The organism is Streptomyces sp. NPDC093591, assembly GCF_044764885.1.
Lineage (GTDB): Bacteria > Actinomycetota > Actinomycetes > Streptomycetales > Streptomycetaceae > Streptomyces.
The window spans coordinates 263,133-288,010 of the sequence record NZ_JBIWIY010000003.1 but is presented as its reverse complement, the minus strand read 5'-3'; the positions used below and the strand labels follow the sequence as shown (position 1 = coordinate 288,010).

The window sequence follows — 24,878 nt, the reverse complement described above, 5'->3', positions numbered from 1 at the left end:
CGGTCACCGCCAGACGGACGGCATGGGTCACGTCACCGGCGGTGACGGGGGCGGGAGTTCGGGACTGAGCCCGTGAAGTCCCCCTCCGGTACGTACCTCAGCCGAGGTGCGTCGGCGCGAACATCCGCAGCACCGCCGGGAGTACGACCACCGACGGCCCCGGCTCGGACAGCGCCTTCGCCAGATCCGCCTCCAGTGTCTCCGGGGTCGTACGGACCCCGGGGACGCCGAACGACTGGGCCAACGCCACATAGTCCGGCCGCGTCAGTTCCGTCGCCGCCGCCGTCGCCTCGCCGAACGCGTCCGTCATGTACTCGCGCAGGATGCCGTAGCCGCCGTCGTCGACGATGAGCCAGGTGACGTTCAGGTCGTACTGCCGGGCCGTCGCCAGCTCGGCGATCGAGTACAGGGCCCCTCCGTCGCCGGACACCGCGAGCACCGGGCGGGTCGGGTCCGCGACCGCCGCGCCGAGGGCCGCCGGGAAGCCGTAGCCGAGGCCGCCGGCGCCCTGGGCGGAGTGCATGTGGTTGGGGCCCTTGGCGTCGAAGGCCGACCAGGCCCAGTAGGCCAGGATCGTCATGTCCCAGAAGGACGGGGAGTCGGCGGGCAGGGCACGGCGGACCGACGCCAGCACCTGCTGTTCCAGGGCGAGTTCCTGGGCGGCGATGCGGTCGGCGACCTTCCCGAGGACCTCACGGACGCGCTCCGGCGCCGACGGGTCCTCCCGCTTCGTCACCGTCTCCAGCAGCGCCTGCAACGCCAGCCGCGCGTCCGCGTGGATGCCCAGCGCCGGGTGGTTGGACTCCAGCTTGCCGAGGTCGGCCTCGATCTGGATGACCCGGCCGCGCGGCTTGAACGTGTGGTAATTCGAGGAGAGTTCGCCCAGGCCCGAGCCGACGACGAGGAGCACGTCGGCGTCCTCCAGGAAGTCCGTCGTGTGCCGGTCCTCGATCCACGACTGGAGGGACAGGGGGTGCTTCCAGGGGAACGCCCCCTTGCCGCCGGGCGTCGTGACGACCGGTGCCTGGAGCGTCTCCGCCAGCTGACGGAGCTTCTTCGACGCGTCCGCCCGTACCACTCCCCCGCCCGCGATGATCGCCGGGCGGGCGGCTCGGGACAGCAGGTCGGCGGCCACCGCCGTCAGTTCGGGGCGTGGCGGCAGTTCCTCGGGGAAGGCGTCACCGCCCGTCACGACCGGGATCGACGTCTCCGCCAGCAGTACGTCCTGCGGGATCTCCACCCACACCGGGCCGTGCGGGGCCGTCAGCGCGGACTTCCAGGCCGCCTCGATGGCGGAGGGGATCTGGGACTGGGTGCGCACGGTGTGGACGGACTTCGCCACGCCCCGGAACGAGGCCGCCTGGTCCGGGAGTTCGTGCAGATAGCCGTGCCGGCCGCCGCCCAGTCCCGCCGTCGGGATCTGGCTGCTGATCGCCAGTACGGGGGCCGACGCCGCGGCCGCCTCCTGCAGCGCCGCCAGCGAGGTCAGCGCCCCCGGCCCCGTCGACAGCAGCAGCGGGGCCGCCTCGCCCGTGATCCGGCCGTACGCGTCCGCCGCGAACCCGGCGTTGTTCTCCACCCGCAGCCCGATGTACCTGAGGTCGGACCGCCGTAGCGCGTCGAACATGCCCAGCGCGTGCTGGCCGGGCAGCCCGAACACCGTCGTCGCGCCGAGCCCGGCCAGCGTCTCCACGACCAGGTCTCCGCCGTTGCGGCCGGCGGGAGGGTTCAGCGCGGCTGCGGTCTGCGCCTCCGTCGGGCGGAGTACCAGGTCGTGGTCGTGGGTCACTTGCCCTCGTTCTCCTCACGGGCCGCCGCGATCTGGCGGGACATGATCGTGGTCAGTTCGTACGCCGTGTGGGACGCGGCCACCGACGTGATCTCGGCGTGATCGTACGCGGGCGCCACCTCGACGACATCAGCCGAGACCAGGTTGCAGGAGGCGAGGCCCCGCAGGATCTCCAGCAGCTCGCGCGAGGTCATGCCGCCCGCCTCGGGGGTGCCGGTGCCGGGGGCGTGGGCCGGGTCGAGGCAGTCGATGTCGATGGAGATGTAGAGCGGGCGGTCGCCGATGCGCTGGCGCAGCTGGTCGGCGACCTCGTCGGCGCCGCGGCGGTAGACGTCCGCCGACGTGACGATGCCGAAGCCCATCTTCTCGTCGTCGGTCAGGTCCTGCTTGCCGTACAGCGGGCCGCGGATGCCGACGTGGGAGAGCGCCTCGGTGTCGAGGATGCCCTCCTCGACCGCGCGGCGGAACGGGGTGCCGTGCGTGTACTCGGCGCCGAAGTACGTGTCCCAGGTGTCGAGGTGGGCGTCGAAGTGGAGCAGGGCGACCGGGCCGTGCTTCTTGGCGACCGAGCGGAGCAGCGGGAGGGCGATGGTGTGGTCGCCGCCCAGGGTCATCAGGCGGGCGCCGGTGCCGAGCAGGTCGTCCGCGGCGGCCTCGACGGTCTCGACGGCCTCGTTGATGTTGAAGGGGTTCACCGCGATGTCGCCCCCGTCCGCCACCTGGGCGAGGGCGAAGGGGGACGCGTCCTGTGCCGGGTTGTAGGGGCGCAGCAGCCGGGAGGCCTCGCGGATCGCGTTGCCGCCGAAGCGGGCGCCCGGCCGGTACGAGACTCCCGAGTCGAACGGCACGCCGACCACGGCCACGTCGGCGCGGCCGACCTCGTCGAGGCGGGGCAGCCGGGCGAAGGTCGCGGGTCCGGCGTAGCGCGGGATGCGGGAGGAGTCGACGGGGCCGCGGGGCGTCTCGTTGCCAGTCACTGTGGAATGCCTTCTTTTCTACGCTTCATCGCGTATGCGGGTTTTATGCCTACGACTCTACGGGTGAGCCGGCGCCGGTTCCGAGGCCGGTTCGGGAGCCAACCTAGGTGTCCGGAAGGCGGCTGCGAAGTGTACGTTTCATCCATCCCGGGATGACTGGATGGAGGGAACGCACATATGCCGGAGCCGACCGTTCCCCCGACCCCGCCGGTACCGCTCTCGGCCCTCCTGGCCCGCGAGGACCTCGGCCTGCGCCAGATCGCCGGCCCGACGGACGCGGACACGGTGATCCACTGGGCCCACACCTCGGAGATGGCCGACCCGTATCCCTACCTGCTGGGCGGCGAGCTGCTGCTGACGGCGGGCGTGCACATCCCCGAGGCGGCGGGCTCCGGCACGTACTTCGACGACTACGTGTCCAGGATCGTGGCGGCGGGCGGCGCGGCGCTCGGCTTCGGGCTCGTCCCCGTGCACGAGACGGTGCCGCGCGCCCTGGTGGCGGCGTGCGACGCGTACGGTCTCCCGCTGGTGGAGGTGCCGCCCCGGACGACGTTCTCGGGCGTGGCCCGCGCGGTCTGGCAGCTCATGGCCCAGGCCCGGCACGCCGAACTGCGCCGTGTGACGCAGGCCCAGCAGAGCCTGGCCGCGGCGGCCTCGCGCCCGGATCCGGTGCGGGCGGTCCTGCGGCAGCTGGCTCAGCGGGTGGACGGCTGGGCGGTGCTGTACGGGCCGGAAGGGGCGGTGGTCGCGGCGACGGGGCGGGGGCCGCGGGAGGCGGTGGGCGGATCGCTGGCCGAACTCGCGGAGGTCGTACGTCCCTCGGGTCCGGGGACGCCCGCCTCCGCCACCGACACCGCCTCCGGCATCCACCTCGCCGCCTACGCCCTCGGCGCCGAGCAGGGCTTCGTCCTCGGCGTCGCCGCCCCGCGCCGCGATCCCGGCGACCACACCATCGCCTCCGTCGCCGCCGTGCTCCTCTCCCTGCTCACCGGCGAGCAGCAGAGCGGCTCGGGGGCGGCCCGCTCGTCGGCGCTCGTACGGCTGCTGCTGGGCGCCGAGCCGCAGGCGGTGGCCCCGCTGCTGGGCGCCGACCGGTGGCTCGTGGTCCACGGCCGCCCCGACTCCCAGCCCTGCGATCCGGTCGCGGCCTCGGCGCTGGGCGCGGCGCTCGGCTCCCCGCTGGTCGACCTGGCGCGGGACGTCGTACGCGTCCTCGTCCCGGCGGACCGCGAACCGTCCCCGCTGCCCGGCTGGACCCTGGGCGTCAGCGACCCCGCGGCCCCGCCGGACTGGCCGACGGCCGACGCCCGGGCGGCCCGTGCCCTGGCCCGGGCGAGGGCCACCCGTACGCCCCTGTTCCGGCACGGCGCCCACCGCCCGGCCCTGGCGGACCTGCTCTCCCCCGACGAGGCGCAGGCCCACGCCCGCGCCCTCCTCGCGCCCCTCACCGCGCCCCTGGCCGAGACGCTGCGCACCTGGCTCTCGCTGCACGGCAGTTGGGACCGCACGGCCGTCGCCCTGGCCGTGCACCGCAACACCGTCCGGCAGCGGATCGCCCGTTGCGCGGCGCTTCTCGGCACGGACCTGGACGACCCGGACGTACGGATGGAACTCTGGTTCGCCCTGCGGTACATCGAGCGCTGATCCGCACAGTGACCCGCGTCGCACGCGCACCGGAGGCGGGCGTTCCCACAGTTGTCTGCCTCACAATGGGGACCATGCCGATACCCGGGACACCCAGCCGCGCCGAGCTCGTCGACCACCTCGTCAGAACCCGTATCGCGGGCGATGTCGCGACGCCCCGCGAGAACAACCTCTCCCACTACCGCCAGCTGGCGAACGGCAACCGCCACTACTGGCTGGGCCTGGAACTCGGCGACCGCTGGACGGACGAGCAGGACGTCCTCGCGGTGATGGCGGAGCGCGTCGGGGTGAACGACGACGCGGAGCACCGCCACGGCCAGGACACCATCGACCCCGAGCTGACGGTGGCCGCGCTGGAGCGCATGGCGGGCCGTCTGCGCAAGGCGGCGGAGGGCCGGCAGCGGGTGCTGTTCGCGACCGGCCACCCGGGCGGCCTGCTGGACGTCCACCACGCGACAGCGGCGGCGTTGCGCGCGGCGGGCTGCGAGATCGTCGTCATCCCGGAGGGCCTGCAGACGGACGAGGGCTACGTCATGCAGTTCGCCGACGTGGCGGTCCTGGAACACGGCGCCACCCTGTGGCACACCCACTCCGGCGAGCCGATGAAGGCCATCCTGACGGGACTCGAGCGCGAGGGACGCCCGCTGCCCGACCTGGTCGTGGCCGACCACGGCTGGGCGGGATACGCCGGGCAGCACGGGGTGGACTCCGTCGGGTACGCCGACTGCAACGACCCGGCGCTGTTCCTCGCCGAGGCGGAGGGCACCGTCCAGGTCGTGGTCCCGCTGGACGACCACGTCATCAGCCCGCGCCACTACGACCCGATGACGGCGTTCCTGCTCAGCGAGGCGGGCCTGGCCGAGTAAGGGGGCGAGCAAGGGGGTCCGAAGGGGGTTGTACTCGACCTCGTTGACCGGAACGCCCGGCGGCACGGCTGCTGAAGAGGGGGCTGGACACGTCGTTCGCGCGCCTGCGGAACGCGCGTGCGTGACCGACCGGCCCCGGGATCAGCGAGCCGTCACCGCGGTATGCGGACCACGCCCTCCTGGATCACGGACACCGCCAGCTGCCCGTCCTGCGTGTAGATGCGGGCCTGTCCGAGGCCGCGCCCGCCGTGCGCCGACGGCGACTCCTGGTCGTACAGCAGCCACTCGTCCGCGCGGAAGGGGCGGTGGAACCACATCGCGTGGTCCAGCGAGGCGCCGACCACGTCCCCGACGGCCCAGCCGCCCCGCCCGTGCGCCAGCAGCACCGAGTCGAGGAGGGTCATGTCCGAGACGTACGTGGCGAGTACGACATGCAGGAGCGGGTCGTCGACGGCGCCGTCGAGCTTGCCGTTGGTGCGGAACCAGACCTGGGAGTGCGGCTCGCGGGGCTCGCCGAACCTGCCGTACGGCGGCTCGTCCACGTAGCGCAGGTCGACCGACTGGCGGGCCTCGAGGAACCTCTCCACCACCACCGGGTCGAGATGGCCGTAGTCGCGCAGCCGTTCCTCGGAGGTGGGAAGCGTCTCCGGGTCGGGCGCGGGCGGCATGACGGCCTGGTGGTCCATCCCCTCCTCGTGGACCTGGAAGGAGGCCGACAGGGCGAAGATCGGCTTGCCGTGCTGGACGGCGACGACGCGGCGGGTGGTGAAGGAGCGGCCGTCGCGCATGCGCTCCACGTTGTAGACGATGGGCGCGCCCGGGTCGCCGGTGCGCAGGAAGTACGCGTGGAGGGAGTGGGCGTGGCGGTCCTCCGGGACCGTACGCCCGGCGGCGACCAGCGCCTGGGCCGCGACCTGACCGCCGAAGACGCGCGGGACGACGGCGGAGCGGGACTGGCCGCGGAAGATGTTCTCCTCGATCTGCTCCAGGTCGAGCAGATCGAGGAGACCCTGTAGTGCCTCGTTCATGGCACCTTTTCCACTGTCCGGTAATTTCTTGCCGGTTGACGTCCGGACCTTACAGGCCCATGTCCTTCGCGATGATCGACTTCATGATCTCGCTGGTACCGCCGTAGATGCGGTTGACGCGGTTGTCCGCGTACAGGCGGGCGATCGGGTACTCGTTCATGAAGCCGTAGCCGCCGTGCAGCTGGAGGCAGCGGTCGATCACGCGGTGCGCGACCTCGGTGCAGAAGAGCTTCGCGGACGCGGCCTCGGCCGGGGTCAGCTCGCCGGCGTCGAGGGCCTCGAGGGCGCGGTCGGCGACGGCCTCGGCCGCGTCGACCTCGGCCTGGCAGGCGGCCAGCTCGAACTTGGTGTTCTGGAAGGCGGCGACCGGCTTGCCGAAGACGGTGCGCTCCTGGACGTACTGCTTGGCGAACCGGACGGCGGCCTTGGCCTGCGCGTAGGCGCCGAAGGCGATGCCCCAGCGCTCGGAGGCCAGGTTGTGGCCGAGGTAGTAGAAGCCCTTGTTCTCCTCGCCGAGCAGGTCCTCGACCGGGACCTTCACGTCGACGAACGCCAGCTCGGCGGTGTCGGAGGTCTTCAGGCCCAGCTTGTCGAGCTTGCGGCCGACGGAGTAGCCCTCGGACTTGGTGTCCACGGCGAACAGGGAGATGCCGTGGCGGCGGTCCTCGGCGCTGGGCGCGTCGGTGCGGGCGCAGACGATCACGCGGTCGGCGTGCACGCCACCGGTGATGAAGGTCTTGGCGCCGTTGAGGACGTAGTGCGTGCCGTCCTCGGAGAGCTTGGCGGTGGTCTTCATGCCCGCGAGGTCGGAGCCGGTGCCCGGCTCGGTCATCGCCAGCGCCCACATCTCCTCACCGGAGACGAACTTCGGCAGGAAGCGCTTCTTCTGCTCGTCGCTGGCGAGCATCTTGATGTACGGCAGGCCGAGCAGGACGTGCACGCCGGAGCCGCCGAACTGCACACCCGCGCGGGCGGTCTCCTCGTACATCACCGCCTCGAACTTGTACGAGTCGATGCCGGCGCCGCCGTACTCCTCGTCGACGCGGATGCCGAACACGCCGAGCTCGGCGAGCTTGTAGTAGAAGTCGCGCGGCGCCTGGCCGGCCGCGAACCACTCGTCGTAGACCGGGACGACCTCGGCCTCGATGAAGGCGCGGATGGTCTCCCGGAACGCCTCGTGATCCTCGTTGAACACCGTACGGCGCACCGCCGCCACCTCCACAGGTCCATGTCTAAGCGCTTGCTCACTCAACCGTACCGGCGAGTATCAACAGGCGTCCAGAGGTCAAGGTCCGTAACGCTCGTCACGCTCGTCGCGCTCAGAGCCGCACCTCCTCCTCGCTCCGCCGGACCGGCCGCCGCCGCTCCGCGCGCCTCGCCCGCAGCAGCCGTACGCCCACGAAGGCCAGGCCCGCCACGGCCACGATCGCCAGGATCACCTTGGAGTAGAGCCCGACCAGGTCGGTGACCTCGTGCCAGCGGGCACCCAGCGCGTAGCCGGCGGCGATGAAGGCGGTGTTCCAGATGAGACTGCCCGCCGCGGTGAGGGTCAGGAACAGGGGGAGCCGCATGCGCTCGACTCCGGCCGGTATCGATATGAGGCTGCGGAAGATGGGGATGAAGCGGCCGAAGAACACGGCCTTGGTGCCGTGCCGGAGGAACCACGCCTCGGTCCGCTCCACGTCCGCGACCTTCACCAGCGGCAGCCGCGCCGCCGCCGCGATCAGCCGGTCCCGGCCGAAGAGCGCACCGAGCAGATACAGGGCCAGCGCGCCCACCACCGACCCCGCCGTCGTCCACGCGACGGCACTGACGAAGCCCATCCGGCCCTGGCTCGCCGTGAACCCCGCCAGCGGCAGGATCACCTCGCTCGGCAACGGCGGAAAGAGGTTCTCCAGGGCGATGGCCAGCCCGGCGCCGGGGCCGCCGAGCTTCTCCATCAGGCCGGAGGCCCAGCCGGCGACTCCACCGACGGGCACTTCGGACGCAGTAGCGATGATCATGCGCGCCATTTTACGAAGTCTTGACCTAAAGGCGGCATGAGGAGGCTCTCCCTGCGGCCGCCTCCCCGTGCCTGACTATACGGCTCACTCCACCCCGGCCGCCCCGAACGCCCCCCGAGCCATCCGGTGCAGCAACTCCGCCGTGACTCCCCGCCCCGGCAGCGCCCCAGGCCGGCCGAGATGCGGCGTCGAGTTGAGCAGCCCGAACACCGAGTGCACCGCCGAGCGGGCCGTCGGTTCGGTCAGGGCCGGGTAGACCTTGCGGACCACCTCCACCCACAGCTCGACGTACTGCCGCTGGAGCTGCCGTACGAGCTTGCGGTCGCTGTCGCGGAGGCGGTCCAGCTCGCGGTCGTGCAGGGTGATGAGGGGGCGGTCATCGAGGGCGAAGTCGATGTGGCCCTCGATGAGGGAGTCGAGGACCGCCTCGGCCGGCACCCCGTCGGCCTCCGCCAGGCGCCGCTTCGCGCCGGTCAGCAGCTGGCCGCTGATGCCGACCAGGAGCTCGGCGAGCATCGCGTCCTTGCCGGCGAAGTGCCGGTAGAGACCGGGCCCGCTGATGCCCACGGCGGCGCCTATCTCGTCGACACCGACGCCGTGGAAACCGCGCTCGGCGAAGAGCCGCGCGGCCTCCTTGAGGATCTGTTCGCGGCGGGTGGGGGCGTCGGTTCTGGTGGCCATGGAAGCAATTCTAGACAGGGAGGTTAGCGGTCGTTAACCTGAAGGAAATGCGTTAACGCTCATTAACTGGTGGACCACTGGTGAGGGGACCGCACGATGCACGAGGCACCGGAGCTTGTGAGCGCGGCAGATCCCGCGTCTCAGGCCTGGCGGGCCAACGAGGAGGCCCATCGGGCGCTGGTGGAGGAGCTGCGCGGCAAGCTCGCCGCCGCCCGGCTGGGAGGCGGCGAGAAGGCGCGCGCCCGGCACACCGCGCGCGGCAAGCTGCTGCCCAGGGACCGGGTCGACACCCTCCTCGACCCCGGCTCCCCCTTCCTGGAGCTCGCTCCCCTCGCCGCTGACGGCATGTACGAGGGCCAGGCGCCGGCCGCCGGTGTCATCGCCGGGATCGGGCGGGTCGGCGGGCGCGAGTGCGTGATCGTCGCCAATGACGCCACGGTCAAGGGCGGGACGTACTACCCGATGACCGTGAAGAAGCACCTGCGCGCGCAGGAGGTCGCCCTGGAGAACCGCCTGCCGTGCCTCTACCTGGTGGACTCCGGGGGCGCCTTCCTGCCCATGCAGGACGAGGTCTTCCCGGACCGGGAGCACTTCGGGCGGATCTTCTACAACCAGGCCCGGATGTCCGGCGCCGGGATCCCGCAGATCGCCGCCGTCCTCGGGTCGTGCACGGCCGGCGGCGCCTACGTCCCCGCCATGAGCGACGAGGCCGTCATCGTCCGCGACCAGGGCACGATCTTCCTCGGTGGCCCCCCACTGGTGAAGGCCGCCACCGGTGAGGTCGTCACGGCGGAGGAGCTCGGCGGCGGTGACGTCCACGCGCGCGTGTCGGGCGTCACCGACCACCTCGCCGAGGACGACGCGCACGCCCTGCGGATCGTGCGGAACATCGTCGCCACGCTCCCCGCGCGCGGGCCCCTGCCGTGGGAGGTCCGGCCCGCCGTCGAGCCCAAGGTCGACCCCTACGGCCTCTACGGCGCCGTGCCCGTCGACTCCCGCACCCCCTACGACGTACGGGAGATCATCGCGCGCGTGGTCGACGGCTCCCGTTTCGCGGAGTTCAAGGCCGAGTTCGGCCAGACCCTCGTCACCGGCTTCGCCCGCATCCACGGCCACCCGGTCGGCATCGTCGCCAACAACGGCATCCTGTTCTCCGAGTCCGCCCAGAAGGGCGCCCACTTCATCGAGCTGTGCGACCAGCGTGGGATCCCGCTGGTCTTCCTGCAGAACATCTCCGGCTTCATGGTCGGCAAGGACTACGAGGCGGGCGGCATCGCCAAGCACGGCGCCAAGATGGTCACGGCGGTGGCGTGCACGCGCGTGCCGAAGCTGACCGTCGTCGTCGGCGGCTCGTACGGCGCCGGGAACTACTCCATGTGCGGGCGGGCGTACTCGCCCCGCTTCCTGTGGATGTGGCCGGGCGCCAAGATCTCCGTGATGGGCGGCGAGCAGGCCGCCTCCGTGCTCGCGACCGTCAAGCGGGACCAGTTGGAGGCGCGCGGAGAGGACTGGCCGGTGGAGGACGAGGAGTCCTTCAAGGCGCCGATCCGTGAGCAGTACGAGCGCCAGGGGAACGCCTATTACGCGACGGCCCGCCTCTGGGACGACGGTGTGATCGACCCGCTGGAGACCCGCCAGGTGCTGGGCCTCGCGCTGACCGCCTGTGCCAACGCGCCCCTGGGTGACCCCCAGTTCGGCGTCTTCCGGATGTGAGGGGGACTGTGACGATGACGCAGACCATGTTCGACACGGTCCTCGTGGCCAACCGGGGCGAGATCGCCGTCCGCGTGATCCGTACGCTCCGCTCACTGGGCGTGCGCTCGGTGGCGGTCTTCTCCGACGCGGACGCCGACGCGCGGCACGTCCGGGAGGCGGACACGGCGGTCCGGATCGGTCCGGCGCCGGCGGCCGAGAGCTATCTGTCCGTGGAACGACTGCTGGAGGCGGCGGCCCGCACCGGCGCCCAGGCCGTGCACCCCGGATACGGCTTCCTCGCGGAGAACGCCGCCTTCGCGCGCGCGTGCGCGGAGGCCGGGCTCGTCTTCATCGGGCCGCCCGCCGACGCCATCTCCCTGATGGGCGACAAGATCCGGGCCAAGGAGACGGTGAAGGCGGCCGGCGTGCCGGTCGTGCCGGGCTCCAGTGGCAGTGGGCTCACGGACGGCCAACTGGCCGACGCTGCCCGCGAGATCGGCATGCCGGTGCTGCTGAAGCCGTCGGCGGGCGGTGGCGGCAAGGGCATGCGGCTGGTGCGGGACGCGGCCGTGCTGGACGACGAGATCGCCGCCGCCCGCCGCGAGGCCCGCGCCTCCTTCGGTGACGACACGCTCCTCGTCGAGCGGTGGATCGACCGGCCCCGGCACATCGAGATCCAGGTGCTGGCCGACGGCCACGGCAACGTCGTCCATCTCGGTGAGCGCGAGTGTTCCCTCCAGCGCCGGCACCAGAAGATCATCGAGGAGGCGCCGTCCGTCCTGCTGGACGAGAGCACGCGCGCGTCGATGGGCGAGGCGGCCGTGCAGGCGGCGCGGTCCTGCGGCTACCGGGGCGCGGGCACGGTGGAGTTCATCGTGCCCGGCGGCGATCCCGCGTCGTACTACTTCATGGAGATGAACACCCGCCTCCAGGTCGAGCACCCCGTCACCGAGCTGATCACCGGGCTGGACCTGGTGGAGTGGCAGCTGCGGGTGGCGGCGGGTGAGGAACTGCCGTACAAGCAGGACGACATCACACTCACCGGCCACGCGGTCGAGGCCCGCATCTGCGCCGAGGACCCCTCCCGCGGGTTCCTCCCCTCCGGCGGCACGGTCCTCAGGCTGCACGAGCCCCGGGCCGACGGCATCCGCACCGACTCCGGGCTCAGCGAGGGCACCGAGGTCGGCAGCCTGTACGACCCGATGCTGTCCAAGGTGATCGCGTACGGCCCCGACCGCGCCACCGCGCTCCGCAAACTCCGGGCCGCCCTCGCCGAGACGGTCACGCTGGGCGTGCAGACCAACGCCGGATTCCTGCGGCGGCTGCTCGCGCACCCGGCGGTCGTGGCGGGCGAGTTGGACACGGGGCTGGTCGAGCGCGTGGTGGACGACCTGGTCCGCACCGACGTACCGGAAGAGGTGTACGAGGCCGCGGCGGCCGTACGGCTGGAGGCGCTGCGGCCGAAGGGCGACGGCTGGACGGACCCGTTCTCGGTACCGAGTGGCTGGCGGCTGGGCGGCGAGCCCAGGCCCGTCGGCTTCCATCTGCGGATCACCGACCCCGTGGAGTACGTCCCGCGCGGTGCCCACAGCGTCACGGCCGACCGTGTGGCGGTCACGCTCGACGGCGTCCGGCACACCTTCCACCGCGCCGCCGCGCCGGACGGCACCTGGCTGGGCCGCGACGGCGACGCCTGGCACGTGCGCGACCACGACCCGGTGGCCGCCTCGCTCACCGGGGCGGCACACGCGGGCGCCGACTCGCTCACCGCCCCCATGCCGGGGACCGTCACGGTGGTGAAGGTCGCCGTCGGGGACGAGGTGGCCGCGGGGCAGAGCCTGCTGGTCGTCGAGGCGATGAAGATGGAGCACGTCATCTCCGCCCCGCACGCCGGCACGGTCGCCGAACTGGACGTCACGCCGGGCACGACGGTCGCCATGGACCAGGTCCTGGCGGTCGTCGCCCCTCATGAGGAGGCGGAGGAATGACAGTCGAGGGTCTCCCCATGGCCGTACCGGCAACGGGTCTGCCCGCCCGCGTCCGCATCCACGAGGTCGGCGCGCGCGACGGCCTGCAGAACGAGTCGGCGACCGTGCCGACCGAGATCAAGGCGGAGTTCATCCGCCGCCTCGCGGAGGCGGGGCTCACCACCATCGAGGCCACCAGCTTCGTCCACCCCAAGTGGGTGCCCCAACTGGCGGATGCCGAGCAGCTGTTCCCGCTCGTCGGCGAACTGCCGGTGAACCTGCCGGTCCTCGTGCCGAACGAACGCGGCCTCGACCGGGCCCTGGCGCTGCACGCGTCCCGTGTCGCCGTGTTCGCCAGCGCCACCGAGTCCTTCGCGAAGGCCAACCTCAACCGCACGGTGGACGAGGCGCTGGCCATGTTCGAGCCGGTCGTGACGAGGGCGAAGGCGGCCGACGTCCACGTCCGCGGCTATCTCTCGATGTGCTTCGGCGACCCCTGGGAGGGCGCTGTCCCGGTCCCCCAGGTCGTCCGGGTCTGCCGGGCCCTGGTCGACATGGGCTGCGACGAGCTGAGCCTCGGCGACACGATCGGGGTGGCGACCCCAGGGCATGTGACAGCCCTCCTGACCGCACTGCGGGAGGCCGGCATCCCGACGGCTGCGGTGGGCGTCCACTTCCACGACACCTACGGCCAGGCCCTGGCCAACACCTACGCCGCCCTCCAGCACGGTGTCACCACCGTCGACGCCTCCGCGGGCGGCCTCGGCGGCTGCCCCTACGCCAAGTCCGCCACCGGCAACCTCGCCACCGAAGACCTCGTGTGGATGCTTCAGGGCCTCGGCATCGACACCGGGGTCGACCTCGGCCGCCTCGTCGCCACGAGCGCGTGGATGGCCGCACAACTGGGCCGACCCAGCCCGTCCCGCACCGTACGAGCCCTCTCCCACAAGGAGCAGTGAACAGCCATGGACCACCGTCTCTCCCCCGAACTGGAGGAACTCCGCCGCACGGTGGAGGAGTTCGCCCACGATGTCGTGGCGCCCAAGATCGGTGACTTCTACGAGCGTCATGAGTTCCCGTACGAGATCGTGCGGGAGATGGGCCGCATGGGCCTGTTCGGTCTGCCGTTCCCGGAGGAGTACGGCGGCATGGGCGGCGACTATCTGGCGCTGGGCATCGCGCTGGAGGAGCTGGCCCGGGTGGACTCCTCGGTCGCCATCACCCTCGAAGCGGGCGTCTCGCTCGGCGCCATGCCGATCCATCTGTTCGGCACCGAGGAGCAGAAGCGGCAGTGGCTGCCGCGCCTGTGCTCCGGCGAGATCCTCGGCGCCTTCGGCCTCACCGAGCCGGACGGCGGCAGCGACGCGGGCGCGACCCGTACGACGGCCCGTCTCGACCCGGAGACGGACGAATGGGTGATCAACGGCTCCAAGTGCTTCATCACCAACTCGGGCACGGACATCACCGGCCTGGTGACCGTCACGGCGGTCACCGGCCGCAAGCCGGACGGCCGGCCGCGGATCTCCGCGATCATCGTCCCGTCCGGCACGCCGGGCTTCACGGTCGCCGCCCCGTACTCCAAGGTCGGCTGGAACGCCTCCGACACCCGTGAGCTGTCCTTCGCGGACGTCCGCGTCCCCGCGGCCAACCTGCTGGGCGAGGAGGGCCGCGGCTACGCCCAGTTCCTGCGCATCCTCGACGAGGGCCGCATCGCCATCGCGGCGCTGGCGACGGGCCTGGCGCAGGGCTGCGTCGACGAGTCGGTGAAGTACGCCAAGGAACGCCACGCCTTCGGCCGCCCCATCGGCGCCAACCAGGCCATCCAGTTCAAGATCGCCGACATGGAGATGAAGGCCCACACGGCCCGGCTCGCATGGCGCGACGCGGCCTCCCGTCTCGTCGCGGGAGAGCCGTTCAAGAAGGAGGCGGCGCTGGCGAAGCTGTACTCGTCCACGATCGCGGTGGACAACGCCCGCGACGCGACGCAGATCCACGGCGGCTATGGCTTCATGAACGAGTACCCCGTCGCCCGCATGTGGCGCGACTCCAAGATCCTGGAGATCGGCGAGGGCACGAGCGAGGTGCAGCGGATGCTGATCGCGCGGGAGTTGGGGCTGGCGGGCTGACGGCTCGGGAGGCTGCGCTCGGGGTCGGCCGGAGGAAGGCCGGCCCCATGTGACCGCTTCTTCACCACATGGTCACCGCGTGCCGTCAGAGACTCAACTTCGCTCGATTGCAAGGAAATTGGGGCTCGCTGACAGAGTCACAGGGCCGCACAGGGTGCCCACAGCTTGGAAAGCAAGGCCCCCACCCCTGGACATCAGCTCAGGTTAGGCTAACCTACCTTCGAATTGTCCGGCGGGTGATCCGCCCTGTTCGAAAGCAGCGTACTCATGCCCAACGCCAGAGCCACCCACCTCACCCGCCGCGGCATCCTCGCCGCGGGCGGCGCCCTCGGCCTCGGTGCCGTGCTCGCGGCCTGCGGAGACGACGACGCGAAAAACGAGGGCTCCAGCGAGGCCACGACCGCTGCCAAGTCCGGCCCCTGGACGTTCAAGGACGACCGCGGCACCACGGTGAAGCTCGACAAGGTGCCGACGAAGATCGTCGCCTTCGTCGGTGTCGCCGCGGCCCTCTACGACTACGGCATCGAGGTCAAGGGCGTCTTCGGCCCGACCAAGACGCAGGACGGCAAGGCCGACGTCCAGGCCGGCGACATGGACGTCAGCAAGCTGACCGTCTTCGGCAACGTCTGGGACCAGTTCAACGTCGAGAAGTACGCGGCGTTCGCCCCCGAGGTCCTCATCTCCACGACCTTCGACAGCGCCGGCACCCTCTGGTACGTTCCCGAGGCCTCAAAGGACAAGATCGCCAAGCTCGCCCCGAGCGCCGCCATCTCCGTCTACGACCGCCAGCTGACCAAGCCGCTGGAGCGGATGTGGGAGCTGGCCGAGTCCCTCGGCGCGGACATGAAGGCCGACAAGGTCGCCCAGTCCAAGAAGGACTTCGAGGCCGCCGCCGAGCGCCTGCGCAAGGCCGCGAAGGCTCGTCCCGAGATCAAGGTGATGGCCGGTTCCGCCAGCCAGGACCTCTTCTACGTCTCCGGCACCAACCTCTCCGTCGACCTCGAGTACTTCAAGGCCCTCGGCGTGAACTTCGTCGAGCCCTCGGAGAAGGCCAAGAAGGCCACCGGCGGCTGGTTCGAGTCGCTGAGCTGGGAGAACGTCGACAAGTACCCGGCCGACATCATCATGATGGACGACCGGTCCTCGACGATTCAGCCCGCTGACATCACCGAGGCGACCTGGAAGAAGCTGCCCGCGGTGAAGGCGGGGCAGATCATCGGGCGGTCGCCCGAGCCGATTCTGTCCTACGACAAGTGCACGCCGCTGCTGACGAGCCTTGCCGAGGCCATCGAGAAGGCCAAGAAGGTCTCCTAATAGAGGGCCACTTGAGGTCGTGGGGCGACTGCGGGTCCGGCGGTGGCTGGTCGCGCCACGCGGCGGAGCCGCACATCGATACAGCCCCGCGCCCCCAAACAGGTCGACCTACCTGACGTCGATTCAGGAGTTACCCCCATGACCACGGCTGTAGCCGCCCCGTTCCGCTTCTTCTCCCTCCAGGTCGTACGGACGAGGCGGCTCGGTCCGTCTCTGGTCCGGGTCACCTTCGGCGGCGAAGATCTGCAGTACTTCTTCTCCGACGGGCGGGACCAGTCCCTGTCGCTCTTCCTGCCGCACCCCGGTCAGAGCGAGCCGCAGGTTCCCCTCGAGCTCGGTGACGGCTGGTGGCAGGGGTGGCGTGAACTGCCGGACGACGTACGGGCCGTGATGCGGTCGTACACGCTCCGCGCGCTGCGCCGGAACCCCGACGAGATCGACATCGACTTCGTCCTGCACACCCCGGCCGGCCCCGCCTCCCGCTGGGCCTCCGGAGCCGCCGCCGGTGACCGCGTCCTGCTGCTCGGGCCGGCGATCGCCGACAACCGGGCGATCCGGTTCCGGCCGGCCGACGACACCGACCTCGTGGTGATCTGGGGCGACGAGAGCGCCGTACCCGCCGTCTCCGCCATCCTCGAAACCCTGCCGGCCGACGCCCGCGCCCGGGTGTGGCTGGAGGTGCACGACGCCGGGGACATCCAGGACCTGGTGACCGCGGCGGACGCCGAGATCACCTGGCTGGTCCAGGAGGAAGCGCGTGCCGAGGGGTCCCCCATGGCCCTCGACGCCATCCGGGCCGCCGAACTCCCCGCCGCCGAGCGCCCGTACGTCTGGATCGCGGGCGAGTCCGGCTGCGTGAAGGCGCTGCGCCGGCACTTCGTCGGTGAGCGCGGTATCGACCGCCGCCGGGTCACCTTCGTGGGGTACTGGCGGCAGGGGCTGAGCGAGGAGCAGCTGCGCGAGCAGGAGTGACAGCCCTCAGCGGTAACAGCCCCTGAAAGCAAGGCGATCGGGCGGCGACTGCGACTCAAGTGACCGTAGTCACCCTTGATGCTGCCCTGAATCGAAGGAACTTAGGTTAGGCTAACCTAAGTTACACCGCCGGATCCCCGCACTTCACGGCCCGTCCCCACCGGAGGACCTCCCCATGCGCTCGCACCTGCTCAATGACACGACCGCGGAGCAGTACCGCCGCTCCGTGACCGAAGGAGTAGAGCGGGTGGCAGCCAAACTCGCCGCCACCGACCGTCCGTTCACCGGTGTCACCGTCGACGCCCTCGCCCCCGCCATCGACGCGATCGACCTCGACAAGCCGCTGCTGGACACCGCCGCGGTCCTGGACGAGCTGGAGGACGTCTACCTCCGGGACGCGATCTACTTCCACCACCCCCGCTACCTCGCCCACCTCAACTGCCCGGTCGTCATCCCGGCCGTGCTCGGCGAGGCGATCCTCTCCGCCGTCAACTCCTCCCTGGACACCTGGGACCAGTCGGCGGGCGGCACCCTGATCGAGCGCAAGCTCATCGACTGGACGACGGCCCGAATAGGCCTCGGCGAGAACGCCGACGGTGTCTTCACCTCCGGCGGCACCCAGTCCAACCTGCAGGCCCTGCTCCTCGCCCGCGAGGAGGCCAAGACCGACAGCCTGGCCAAACTGCGCATCTTCGCCTCCGAGGTCAGCCACTTCAGCGTGAAGAAGTCGGCGAAACTGCTGGGCCTCGGCCAGGACGCCGTGGTCTCCATCCCCGTCGGCCACGACAAGCGCATGCAGACCGTCGCGCTCGCCCATGAGCTGGAGCGCTGCAAGAAGGACGGCCTGGTCCCCATGGCGGTCGTCGCCACCGCCGGCACCACCGACTTCGGCTCCATCGACCCGCTGCCCGAGATCGCCGAGCTGTGCGAGCAGTACGGCACCTGGATGCACGTCGACGCCGCCTACGGCTGCGGGCTGCTCGCCTCCGTGAAGTACCGGGGCCGCATCGACGGCATCGAGCGCGCCGACTCGGTCACCGTCGACTACCACAAGTCCTTCTTCCAACCGGTGAGTTCCTCCGCCGTGCTGGTCCGCGACGCCTCGACCCTGCGCCACGCGACGTACCACGCCGAGTACCTCAACCCGAAGCGCATGGTCACCGAGCGCATCCCCAACCAGGTCGACAAGTCCCTCCAGACCACCCGCCGCTTCGACGCCCTCAAGCTGTGGATGACCCTGCGCGTGATGGGCGCCGACGGCATCGGGCAGCTCTTCGACGAGGTCTGCGACCTGGCGATGGAGGGCTGGCAGCTGCTGGCCGCCGACCCCCGCTTCGACGTCGTGGTCGAGCCGACCCTGTCCACCCTGGTCTTCCGCTACATCCCGGCGGCCGTCACCGACCCCGCCGAGATCGACCGCGCCAACCTGTACGCCCGCAAGGCCCTGTTCGCCTCCGGCGACGCGGTGGTCGCGGGCACCAAGGTGGGCGCCCGTCACTACCTGAAGTTCACCCTGCTCAACCCCGAGACGAAGGCGGCCGACATCGCCGCCGTCCTCGACCTGATCGCCGGCCACGCCGAGCAGTACCTGGGAGAGTCCCTTGACCGCGCGTCCTGAAAACCCGACCAAAGCCCATGATTTCGTGGGGATCGGGCTCGGCCCGTTCAACCTCGGCCTCGCCTGCCTGACCGAGCCGATCGACGAGCTCGACGGTGTCTTCCTGGAGTCGAAGCCGGACTTCGAGTGGCACGCGGGCATGTTCCTGGACGGCGCCCACCTCCAGACCCCGTTCATGTCGGACCTGGTCACCCTCGCCGACCCCACCTCGCCGTACTCCTTCCTGAACTACCTGAAGGAGAAGGGCCGGCTGTACTCGTTCTACATCCGCGAGAACTTCTACCCGCTGCGGGTCGAGTACGACGACTACTGCCGCTGGGCCGCGAACCGGCTGAGCAGCGTCCGCTTCAGCACGACGGTGACGGAGGTGACGTACGACGACGCGGCCGAGCTGTACGTCGTACGGACGGCCGCCGGTGACACCTACCGCGCCCGCCACCTCGTCCTCGGCACCGGCACCCCGCCCTACATACCCGAGGCCTGCCAGGGCCTGGGCGGCGACTTCATCCACAACTCCCGCTATCTGCGGCACAAGCAGGAGCTGCAGAAGAAGGAGTCGATCACGCTGGTCGGCTCGGGCCAGTCGGCCGCCGAGATCTACTACGACCTGCTCAGCGAGATCGACGTCCACGGCTACCGGCTGAACTGGGTCACCCGCTCCCCGCGCTTCTTCCCGCTGGAGTACACCAAGCTCACGCTGGAGATGACGTCCCCGGAGTACGTCGACTACTTCCGCGAGCTGCCGGAGGCGACCCGCTACCGCCTCACCGCCGAGCAGAAGGGCCTGTTCAAGGGCATCGACGGCGACCTCATCAACGAGATCTTCGACCTGCTCTACCAGAAGAACCTCGGCGGCCCGGTCCCCACCCGTCTGCTCACCAACTCCTCGCTGAACGGCGCGCGGTACGAGAACGGCACCTACACCCTGTCCTTCCGCCAGGAGGAGCAGGAGAAGGACTTCGAGCTCGACTCGCAGGGCCTGGTCCTGGCCACCGGCTACAAGTACGCCGAGCCGGAGTTCCTGAAGCCCGTGCGCGACCGCCTGGTCTACGACTCCCGGGGCAACTACGACGTCGCCCGCAACTACGCCATCGACGTCACCGGCCGCGGTGTCTTCCTGCAGAACGCCGGCGTCCACACGCACAGCATCACCAGCCCCGACCTGGGGATGGGCCCGTACCGGAACGCGTACATCATCCGCGAGCTGCTCGGCACCGAGTACTACCCGGTCGAGAAGACGATCGCGTTCCAGGAGTTCGCCGTATGAGCACCACCGCCACGGGCACCTTCACCTTCCGCCCGCTCGACCCCCTGAAGGACGCCGGGCTGCTGCACCGCTGGGTCACCCACCCCAAGGCGGCCTTCTGGATGCTGCAGGACGCGAGCCTGGTGGACGTCGAGCGCGCCTACATGGAGATCGCGGCGGACGAGCACCACCACGCGCTGCTCGGACTCCAGGCCGGCGAACCGGCCTTCCTGATGGAGTACTACGACCCCGTCCACCGCGAACTGGTCGGTCTGTACGAGCCGCAGCCGGGCGACATCGGCATGCACTTCCTCACGCCGCCCACCGACCACCCGGTCCGCGGCTTCACCCGGTCCGTCATCACCGCCGTGATGGCGCACCTCTTCGAGGACCCCGCGGTCAAGCGCGTCGTCGTCGAGCCGGACGTGGCCAACAAGGCCGTCCACGCCCTGAACGAGGCCGTCGGGTTCGTGCCCGAACGGGAAATCCAGAAGCCGGAGAAGCGCGCGCTGCTGAGTTTCTGCACGCGCGATCAGTTCTTCGCCGCCCGAGGAGTAGCTGTATGACCCTGTCCGACGCCGTGGCGCATCTGTCCCCCCACCGCTGGGCGCGGGCCAACCGCCTCCTGATCCGCAAGGCGCTCGCCGAGTTCGCGCACGAGCGCCTCATCACGCCGGAGGCCACCGGCGCGGGCGAGTACGTCGTCCGCAGCGACGACGGCCTGACCCGGTACACCTTCACGGCCGTGCTCCGCGCCCTCGACCACTGGCAGGTCGACGCCGACTCGATCACCCGCCACCGCGACGGCGCCGAACTCCCGCTCGCCGCCCTGGACTTCTTCATCGACCTGCAGAAGTCCCTGGGCCTGAGCGACGAGGTCCTGCCGGTGTACCTGGAGGAGGTCTCCTCCACCCTCTCCGGCACCTGCTACAAGCTCACCAAGCCGCAGGTCCCGGTCGCCGAGCTCGTCAAAAGCGACTTCCAGGCCATCGAGACAGGTATGACCGAGGGCCACCCCTGCTTCGTCGCCAACAACGGGCGGCTCGGCTTCGGCATCCACGAGTACCTGTCGTACGCCCCGGAGACCGCGAGCCCGGTCCGGCTGGTATGGCTGGCGGCGCACAAGTCGCGCGCCGCGTTCACGGCGGGTGTCGGCATCGAGTACGAGACCTTCGTACGGGACGAGCTGGGTTCGGAGACCGTCGAGCGCTTCCACGGCGTCCTGCGCGACCAGGACCTCGACCCCGCCGACTACCTCTTCATCCCGGTCCACCCCTGGCAGTGGTGGAACAAGCTCACCGTCACCTTCGCCGCCGAGGTAGCCCAGCAGCACCTGGTCTGCCTGGGCGAGGGCGACGACGAGTACCTGGCCCAGCAGTCCATCCGGACCTTCTTCAACAGCTCCAGCCCCGAGAAGCACTACGTGAAGACGGCTCTGTCCGTCCTCAACATGGGCTTCATGCGCGGACTCTCGGCCGCCTACATGGAGGCCACCCCCGCCATCAACGACTGGCTGGCCCAGCTCATCGACAACGACCCGGTGCTGAAGTCCACCGGCCTGTCGATCATCCGCGAGCGCGCCGCCGTCGGCTACCGGCACCTGGAGTACGAGAAGGCCACCGACCGCTACTCGCCGTACCGCAAGATGCTGGCGGCCCTGTGGCGCGAGAGCCCGGTCGCCTCCCTCCAGGACGGCGAGTCGCTCGCCACCATGGCCTCCCTCGTCCACGTCGACCACGAGGGCGCGTCCTTCGCGGGCGCGCTGATCGCGCAGTCGGGCCTGACCCCGACGGAGTGGCTGCGCCGCTACCTGAAGGCGTACTTCACCCCGCTCCTGCACAGCTTCTACGCCTACAACCTGGTGTTCATGCCGCACGGCGAGAACGTCATCCTGGTCCTGAGGGACGGCGTCGTGGAGCGCGCGATCTACAAGGACATCGCCGAGGAGATCGCCGTCATGGACCCGGACGCGGTGCTGCCGCCGACGGTCGAGCGGCTGCGCGTGGAAGTCCCCGAGGACAAGAAGCTCCTGTCCATCTTCACGGACGTCTTCGACTGCTTCTTCCGCTTCCTCGCCGCGAACCTCGCCGCCGAGGGGATCCTGAAGGAGGACGACTTCTGGCGCACGGTCGCCGAGGTCACCCGGGACTACCAGCACTCGGTGCCCGAACTCGCCGACAAGTTCAAGCAGTACGACATGTTCGCGCCCGAGTTCGCGCTGTCCTGCCTCAACCGCCTCCAGCTGCGCAACAACAAGCAGATGGTGGACCTCGCGGACCCGGCGGGCGCGCTCCAGCTGGTCGGCAACCTGAAGAACCCCATCGCAGGGCTGTAGCCACGGCCCCATGAAGCTGGCGGGCACCCCCGGAGTACGGTCCTCCGGGGGTGCCCGTCCAACGTTCCGCAGACGAACTACCAGGGCACCTGAGGCGATCGGTAGTAGTTGATCCCCAACGCCTCCCACCGCGCCCCCTGCGCGGCAAGCCGAACCTTGTAGCCCTCCCAGCCATGTGTGGAAGCCGGCGACCACCCCAGCTCAGCCACCCCCGCCAGCCTCGGGAACGCCATGTACTCGATGTCGTCCGACTTGGTGATCGTCTCCGTCCACAAGGGCGCCTCGACACCCCGGATCGCCGAAGCCGGCGCTCCCGGCAGATAGTTGCCCGGATCCCAGTCGTACGACCGCTTCACCTCCACCAGACCGGCCCAGTCCAGCCCCAACGGGGTGTCGGCCGTGTACTTCATGTCGAGGTAGATCCGGTCGGCCGGAGACAGAATGATTCCGGTCCCGTTCCGCGCGGCGGCCGCAACCTGCTCCTTCTCCCCGGCACTCGTACCGTCCAGCCCCCAGTACTGCGCCAGAGCGCCCGCCGCCGGAGTCGCGCCGGTCAGCTGGTGCCAGCCGATCACGGTCTTGCCGTACTCGGCGACGATCGGCTGCACCCGGTCCATGAACTTCACATAGTCCTCGTGGCTGGTGGAGTGCGCCTCGTCGCCCCCGATATGGAGGTACTTGCCCGGCGTGAGCGCGACCAGCTCCCGGACCACGTCGTCCACGAAGTCGTACGTGATCTCCTTGCCGACACACAGCGAGCTGAAGCCGACCTCGGTGCCGGTGTAGAGCGGGGGTGCCACGCCGTCGCAGTTGAGCTCGGCGTACGAGGCCAGCGCCGCGTTCGTGTGGCCCGGCATGTCGATCTCGGGGACGACCTCCAGGAAGCGGGAGGACGCGTACCGGACGATCTCCCGGTAGTCGGCCTTGGTGTAGTAGCCCCCGGGGCCGCCGCCGACCTGCGTCGAGCCGCCGTACGTCGCGAGGCGCGGCCAGGAGTCGAGGGCGATGCGCCAGCCCTGGTCGTCACTGAGGTGCAGATGCAGCTTGTTGATCTTGTAGAGGGCGAGTTGGTCGATGTAGCGCTTGACCTGGTCGACGGTGAAGAAGTGCCGGGAGACGTCGAGCATTGCGCCGCGCCAGCCGTAGCGCGGGGTGTCCGTGATCGTGCCGCCCGCGACCAGCCAGGGACCGGGCTGGACGGAGTCCTTCTCGACGGCCGGCGGGAGGAGTTGGCGCAGGGTCTGCACGCCGTGGAAGAGGCCGGCGGGCTTGGCAGCCGTGATGGTGACGCCACCACGGCCGCTGTCCAGGCGGTAGCCCTCCGCGCCGAACGGGCCCTGCGCCAGGCGCAGTCGGACGCCCCGGCCGTGCGAGGTGACCGGCAGGGGGTACCCGGTGGAGGGCCGCAGCACGTCCGCGAGGTATTCGCCGACGCGCCGGGCCTCGCGGGAGTCGTCGACGACGATACGGGTGCCGTCGGTGATGCGGTACGGGGATCCGCCCGGCGCCACCGACGCGGGCGCCGGGACCACCCGGCCCAGCGGTGTCGCCTCGCCGGACGCCGGTGCCGCGCCGGCCGTGAAGGCGCCGGCCGCCGCGACGAGCAGCAGGGACCCGAGGATCCGGGTCATACGGGGAGTCGTTCTGTGGTGCCGTCTCACATGCGCTCCCTTCAGGATTGGTAGAGACCACTCTGCCGCAGAACCGGTGAAACAATCCCCCCATGGCGGAAATCATCCAGAAGGACGGCACGTGGGTCTTCGACGGCGACGCTCTGCGACTGACCCCCGGACGGGACAAGAACGTCAGCCTTTTCCGCAAGACACTGGGTGAACTCGTCGTCCCCCTGGGGGCGTTGGCGGGTGTCTCCTTCGAGCAGGGCAAGAAGGCCGGGCGGCTGCGACTGCGGCTGCGCGACGGCGCCGACCCACTGTTGCACGCCACGGGCGGCCGGCTCACCGAGCCCCACGACCCGTACCAGCTGATCGTCGAGTCCGACCGCTACGGTGTCGCCGAGTACTTCGTGGAGGAGGCGCGCAACGCCCTGCTGCTGGACGAGGTGCCGGGCGACCCGGTCGACGAGTACCTGCTGCCGGGCCCCTCCCTGCCCCTGTCGGTCTCCGCCGGGGACGGCACGGCGACCTTCGACGGCGAGCACATCCGCCTGGAGTGGAACTGGAAGACGGAGGACGCCAAGGCCGCCGCCGGCACCCGCTCCCTCGCGCTGGCCGACATCGTGGCCGTGGAGTGGCATCCGGCGGCGGGCCTGGAGAACGGCTACCTCCGCTTCACCGTCAGGAACGCGCCCACCAAGGCCCCGCCCAAGTACGACCCCAACTCCGTGGAGCTGTGGGGCTTCAAGAAGGACCCGCTGATGGCGCTGGTCGCGGCGGCGGTGCAGGCCCGCCTGCCGCACCCGGCCAGGGCCGGCGCCGCGGACGTACCGGACGCGCGACCGGAACCGCCTTCCCCTCCGGTCGCGTCCGCCGAGGACGACCACGACGCCCTCCTGCGCCGCCTGCGCGAACTCGGCGAGCTGCACCGCACGGGCGTGCTCACGGACGAGGAGTTCACGATGGCCAAGCAGGCCGTGCTCAAACGGATGTAGGGCCGGATC

Annotated in this window: 20 protein-coding genes; 13 read left to right on the top strand and 7 right to left on the bottom strand. The window is 70.6% G+C overall.

Annotated elements, in window-relative coordinates:
* Positions 1–97 precede the first annotated feature (97 nt).
* A complete protein-coding gene (locus ACIREI_RS07940; protein WP_403328678.1) occupies positions 98–1,789 on the bottom strand; it encodes a thiamine pyrophosphate-binding protein in 1,692 nt (563 codons plus the stop codon).
* The gene (gene speB, locus ACIREI_RS07935) at positions 1,786–2,766 is read right to left on the bottom strand and encodes an agmatinase (protein WP_403328675.1); all 981 of its coding nucleotides are present in this window, start codon (positions 2,764–2,766) and stop codon (positions 1,786–1,788) included. Before speB ends, ACIREI_RS07940 begins: the two co-directional genes overlap by 4 nt.
* 177 nt (positions 2,767–2,943) lie before the next feature.
* On the opposite strand from speB, the gene ACIREI_RS07930 reads away from it, so the two are divergent.
* Both ACIREI_RS07930 and ACIREI_RS07925 read left to right on the top strand, forming a co-directional pair.
* Positions 2,944–4,410 (top strand): PucR family transcriptional regulator ligand-binding domain-containing protein, encoded by a 1,467-nt coding sequence (locus ACIREI_RS07930; RefSeq protein ID WP_403328672.1) that lies wholly within the window; start codon positions 2,944–2,946, stop codon positions 4,408–4,410.
* Positions 4,411–4,484: 74 nt separating this feature from the next.
* Positions 4,485–5,276, top strand: coding sequence for a phosphatase (locus ACIREI_RS07925; protein ID WP_403328669.1), 792 nt, complete (start codon positions 4,485–4,487; stop codon positions 5,274–5,276).
* Between the two features lie 152 nt (positions 5,277–5,428).
* On the opposite strand, the gene ACIREI_RS07920 is transcribed toward ACIREI_RS07925, so the two are convergent.
* The 4 genes from ACIREI_RS07920 to ACIREI_RS07905 all read right to left on the bottom strand — a co-directional run bounded on the left by ACIREI_RS07920 (position 5,429) and on the right by ACIREI_RS07905 (position 8,988).
* On the bottom strand, positions 5,429–6,304 hold the full coding sequence (locus tag ACIREI_RS07920) for an acyl-CoA thioesterase (RefSeq protein WP_403328666.1): 876 nt from the start codon (positions 6,302–6,304) through the stop codon (positions 5,429–5,431).
* A 49-nt stretch (positions 6,305–6,353) separates the two neighbouring features.
* Positions 6,354–7,511, bottom strand: a complete 1,158-nt coding sequence (locus ACIREI_RS07915; protein WP_403328663.1) for an acyl-CoA dehydrogenase family protein — start codon at positions 7,509–7,511, stop codon at positions 6,354–6,356.
* A gap of 112 nt (positions 7,512–7,623) precedes the next feature.
* Positions 7,624–8,244: a DedA family protein gene (locus tag ACIREI_RS07910; RefSeq protein WP_403329444.1), complete on the bottom strand. Its 621-nt coding sequence runs from the start codon at positions 8,242–8,244 to the stop codon at positions 7,624–7,626.
* 147 nt (positions 8,245–8,391) lie between these two features.
* Positions 8,392–8,988, bottom strand: coding sequence for a TetR/AcrR family transcriptional regulator (locus tag ACIREI_RS07905; protein WP_403328660.1), 597 nt, complete (start codon positions 8,986–8,988; stop codon positions 8,392–8,394).
* 96 nt (positions 8,989–9,084) lie between these two features.
* On the opposite strand from ACIREI_RS07905, the gene ACIREI_RS07900 reads away from it, so the two are divergent.
* The 10 genes from ACIREI_RS07900 to ACIREI_RS07855 all read left to right on the top strand — a co-directional run bounded on the left by ACIREI_RS07900 (position 9,085) and on the right by ACIREI_RS07855 (position 22,261).
* Entirely contained in the window at positions 9,085–10,701 is a 1,617-nt protein-coding gene (locus ACIREI_RS07900; RefSeq protein ID WP_403328657.1) for a carboxyl transferase domain-containing protein, read from the top strand.
* Positions 10,702–10,727: 26 nt separating this feature from the next.
* Positions 10,728–12,671, top strand: a complete 1,944-nt coding sequence (locus ACIREI_RS07895) for an acetyl/propionyl/methylcrotonyl-CoA carboxylase subunit alpha (protein WP_403329442.1) — start codon at positions 10,728–10,730, stop codon at positions 12,669–12,671.
* Positions 12,668–13,609, top strand: coding sequence for a hydroxymethylglutaryl-CoA lyase (locus ACIREI_RS07890; RefSeq protein ID WP_403328654.1), 942 nt, complete (start codon positions 12,668–12,670; stop codon positions 13,607–13,609). Before ACIREI_RS07895 ends, ACIREI_RS07890 begins: the two co-directional genes overlap by 4 nt.
* A gap of 6 nt (positions 13,610–13,615) precedes the next feature.
* Positions 13,616–14,776 (top strand): acyl-CoA dehydrogenase family protein, encoded by a 1,161-nt coding sequence (locus ACIREI_RS07885; protein WP_403328651.1) that lies wholly within the window; start codon positions 13,616–13,618, stop codon positions 14,774–14,776.
* A 267-nt stretch (positions 14,777–15,043) separates the two neighbouring features.
* A complete protein-coding gene (locus ACIREI_RS07880) occupies positions 15,044–16,090 on the top strand; it encodes an ABC transporter substrate-binding protein (RefSeq protein WP_403328648.1) in 1,047 nt (348 codons plus the stop codon).
* 138 nt (positions 16,091–16,228) lie between these two features.
* Positions 16,229–17,062, top strand: coding sequence for a siderophore-interacting protein (locus tag ACIREI_RS07875; RefSeq protein WP_403328645.1), 834 nt, complete (start codon positions 16,229–16,231; stop codon positions 17,060–17,062).
* 175 nt (positions 17,063–17,237) lie between these two features.
* Positions 17,238–18,680: a lysine decarboxylase DesA gene (gene desA, locus ACIREI_RS07870; protein WP_403328643.1), complete on the top strand. Its 1,443-nt coding sequence runs from the start codon at positions 17,238–17,240 to the stop codon at positions 18,678–18,680.
* On the top strand, positions 18,664–19,947 hold the full coding sequence (locus tag ACIREI_RS07865) for a lysine N(6)-hydroxylase/L-ornithine N(5)-oxygenase family protein (RefSeq protein WP_403328640.1): 1,284 nt from the start codon (positions 18,664–18,666) through the stop codon (positions 19,945–19,947). The genes desA and ACIREI_RS07865 overlap by 17 nt, the downstream gene beginning before the upstream one ends.
* On the top strand, positions 19,944–20,492 hold the full coding sequence (locus tag ACIREI_RS07860) for a GNAT family N-acetyltransferase (RefSeq protein WP_403328637.1): 549 nt from the start codon (positions 19,944–19,946) through the stop codon (positions 20,490–20,492). The genes ACIREI_RS07865 and ACIREI_RS07860 overlap by 4 nt, the downstream gene beginning before the upstream one ends.
* Positions 20,489–22,261, top strand: a complete 1,773-nt coding sequence (locus ACIREI_RS07855) for an IucA/IucC family protein (RefSeq protein ID WP_403328634.1) — start codon at positions 20,489–20,491, stop codon at positions 22,259–22,261. Before ACIREI_RS07860 ends, ACIREI_RS07855 begins: the two co-directional genes overlap by 4 nt.
* Before the next feature lie 77 nt (positions 22,262–22,338).
* Here ACIREI_RS07855 and ACIREI_RS07850 read toward each other — a convergent pair whose 3' ends face one another.
* Positions 22,339–23,922, bottom strand: coding sequence for a beta-N-acetylhexosaminidase (locus tag ACIREI_RS07850; RefSeq protein ID WP_403328631.1), 1,584 nt, complete (start codon positions 23,920–23,922; stop codon positions 22,339–22,341).
* A 62-nt stretch (positions 23,923–23,984) separates the two neighbouring features.
* On the opposite strand from ACIREI_RS07850, the gene ACIREI_RS07845 reads away from it, so the two are divergent.
* On the top strand, positions 23,985–24,869 hold the full coding sequence (locus ACIREI_RS07845) for a DUF4429 domain-containing protein (RefSeq protein WP_403328628.1): 885 nt from the start codon (positions 23,985–23,987) through the stop codon (positions 24,867–24,869).
* Positions 24,870–24,878: the final 9 nt, after the last annotated feature.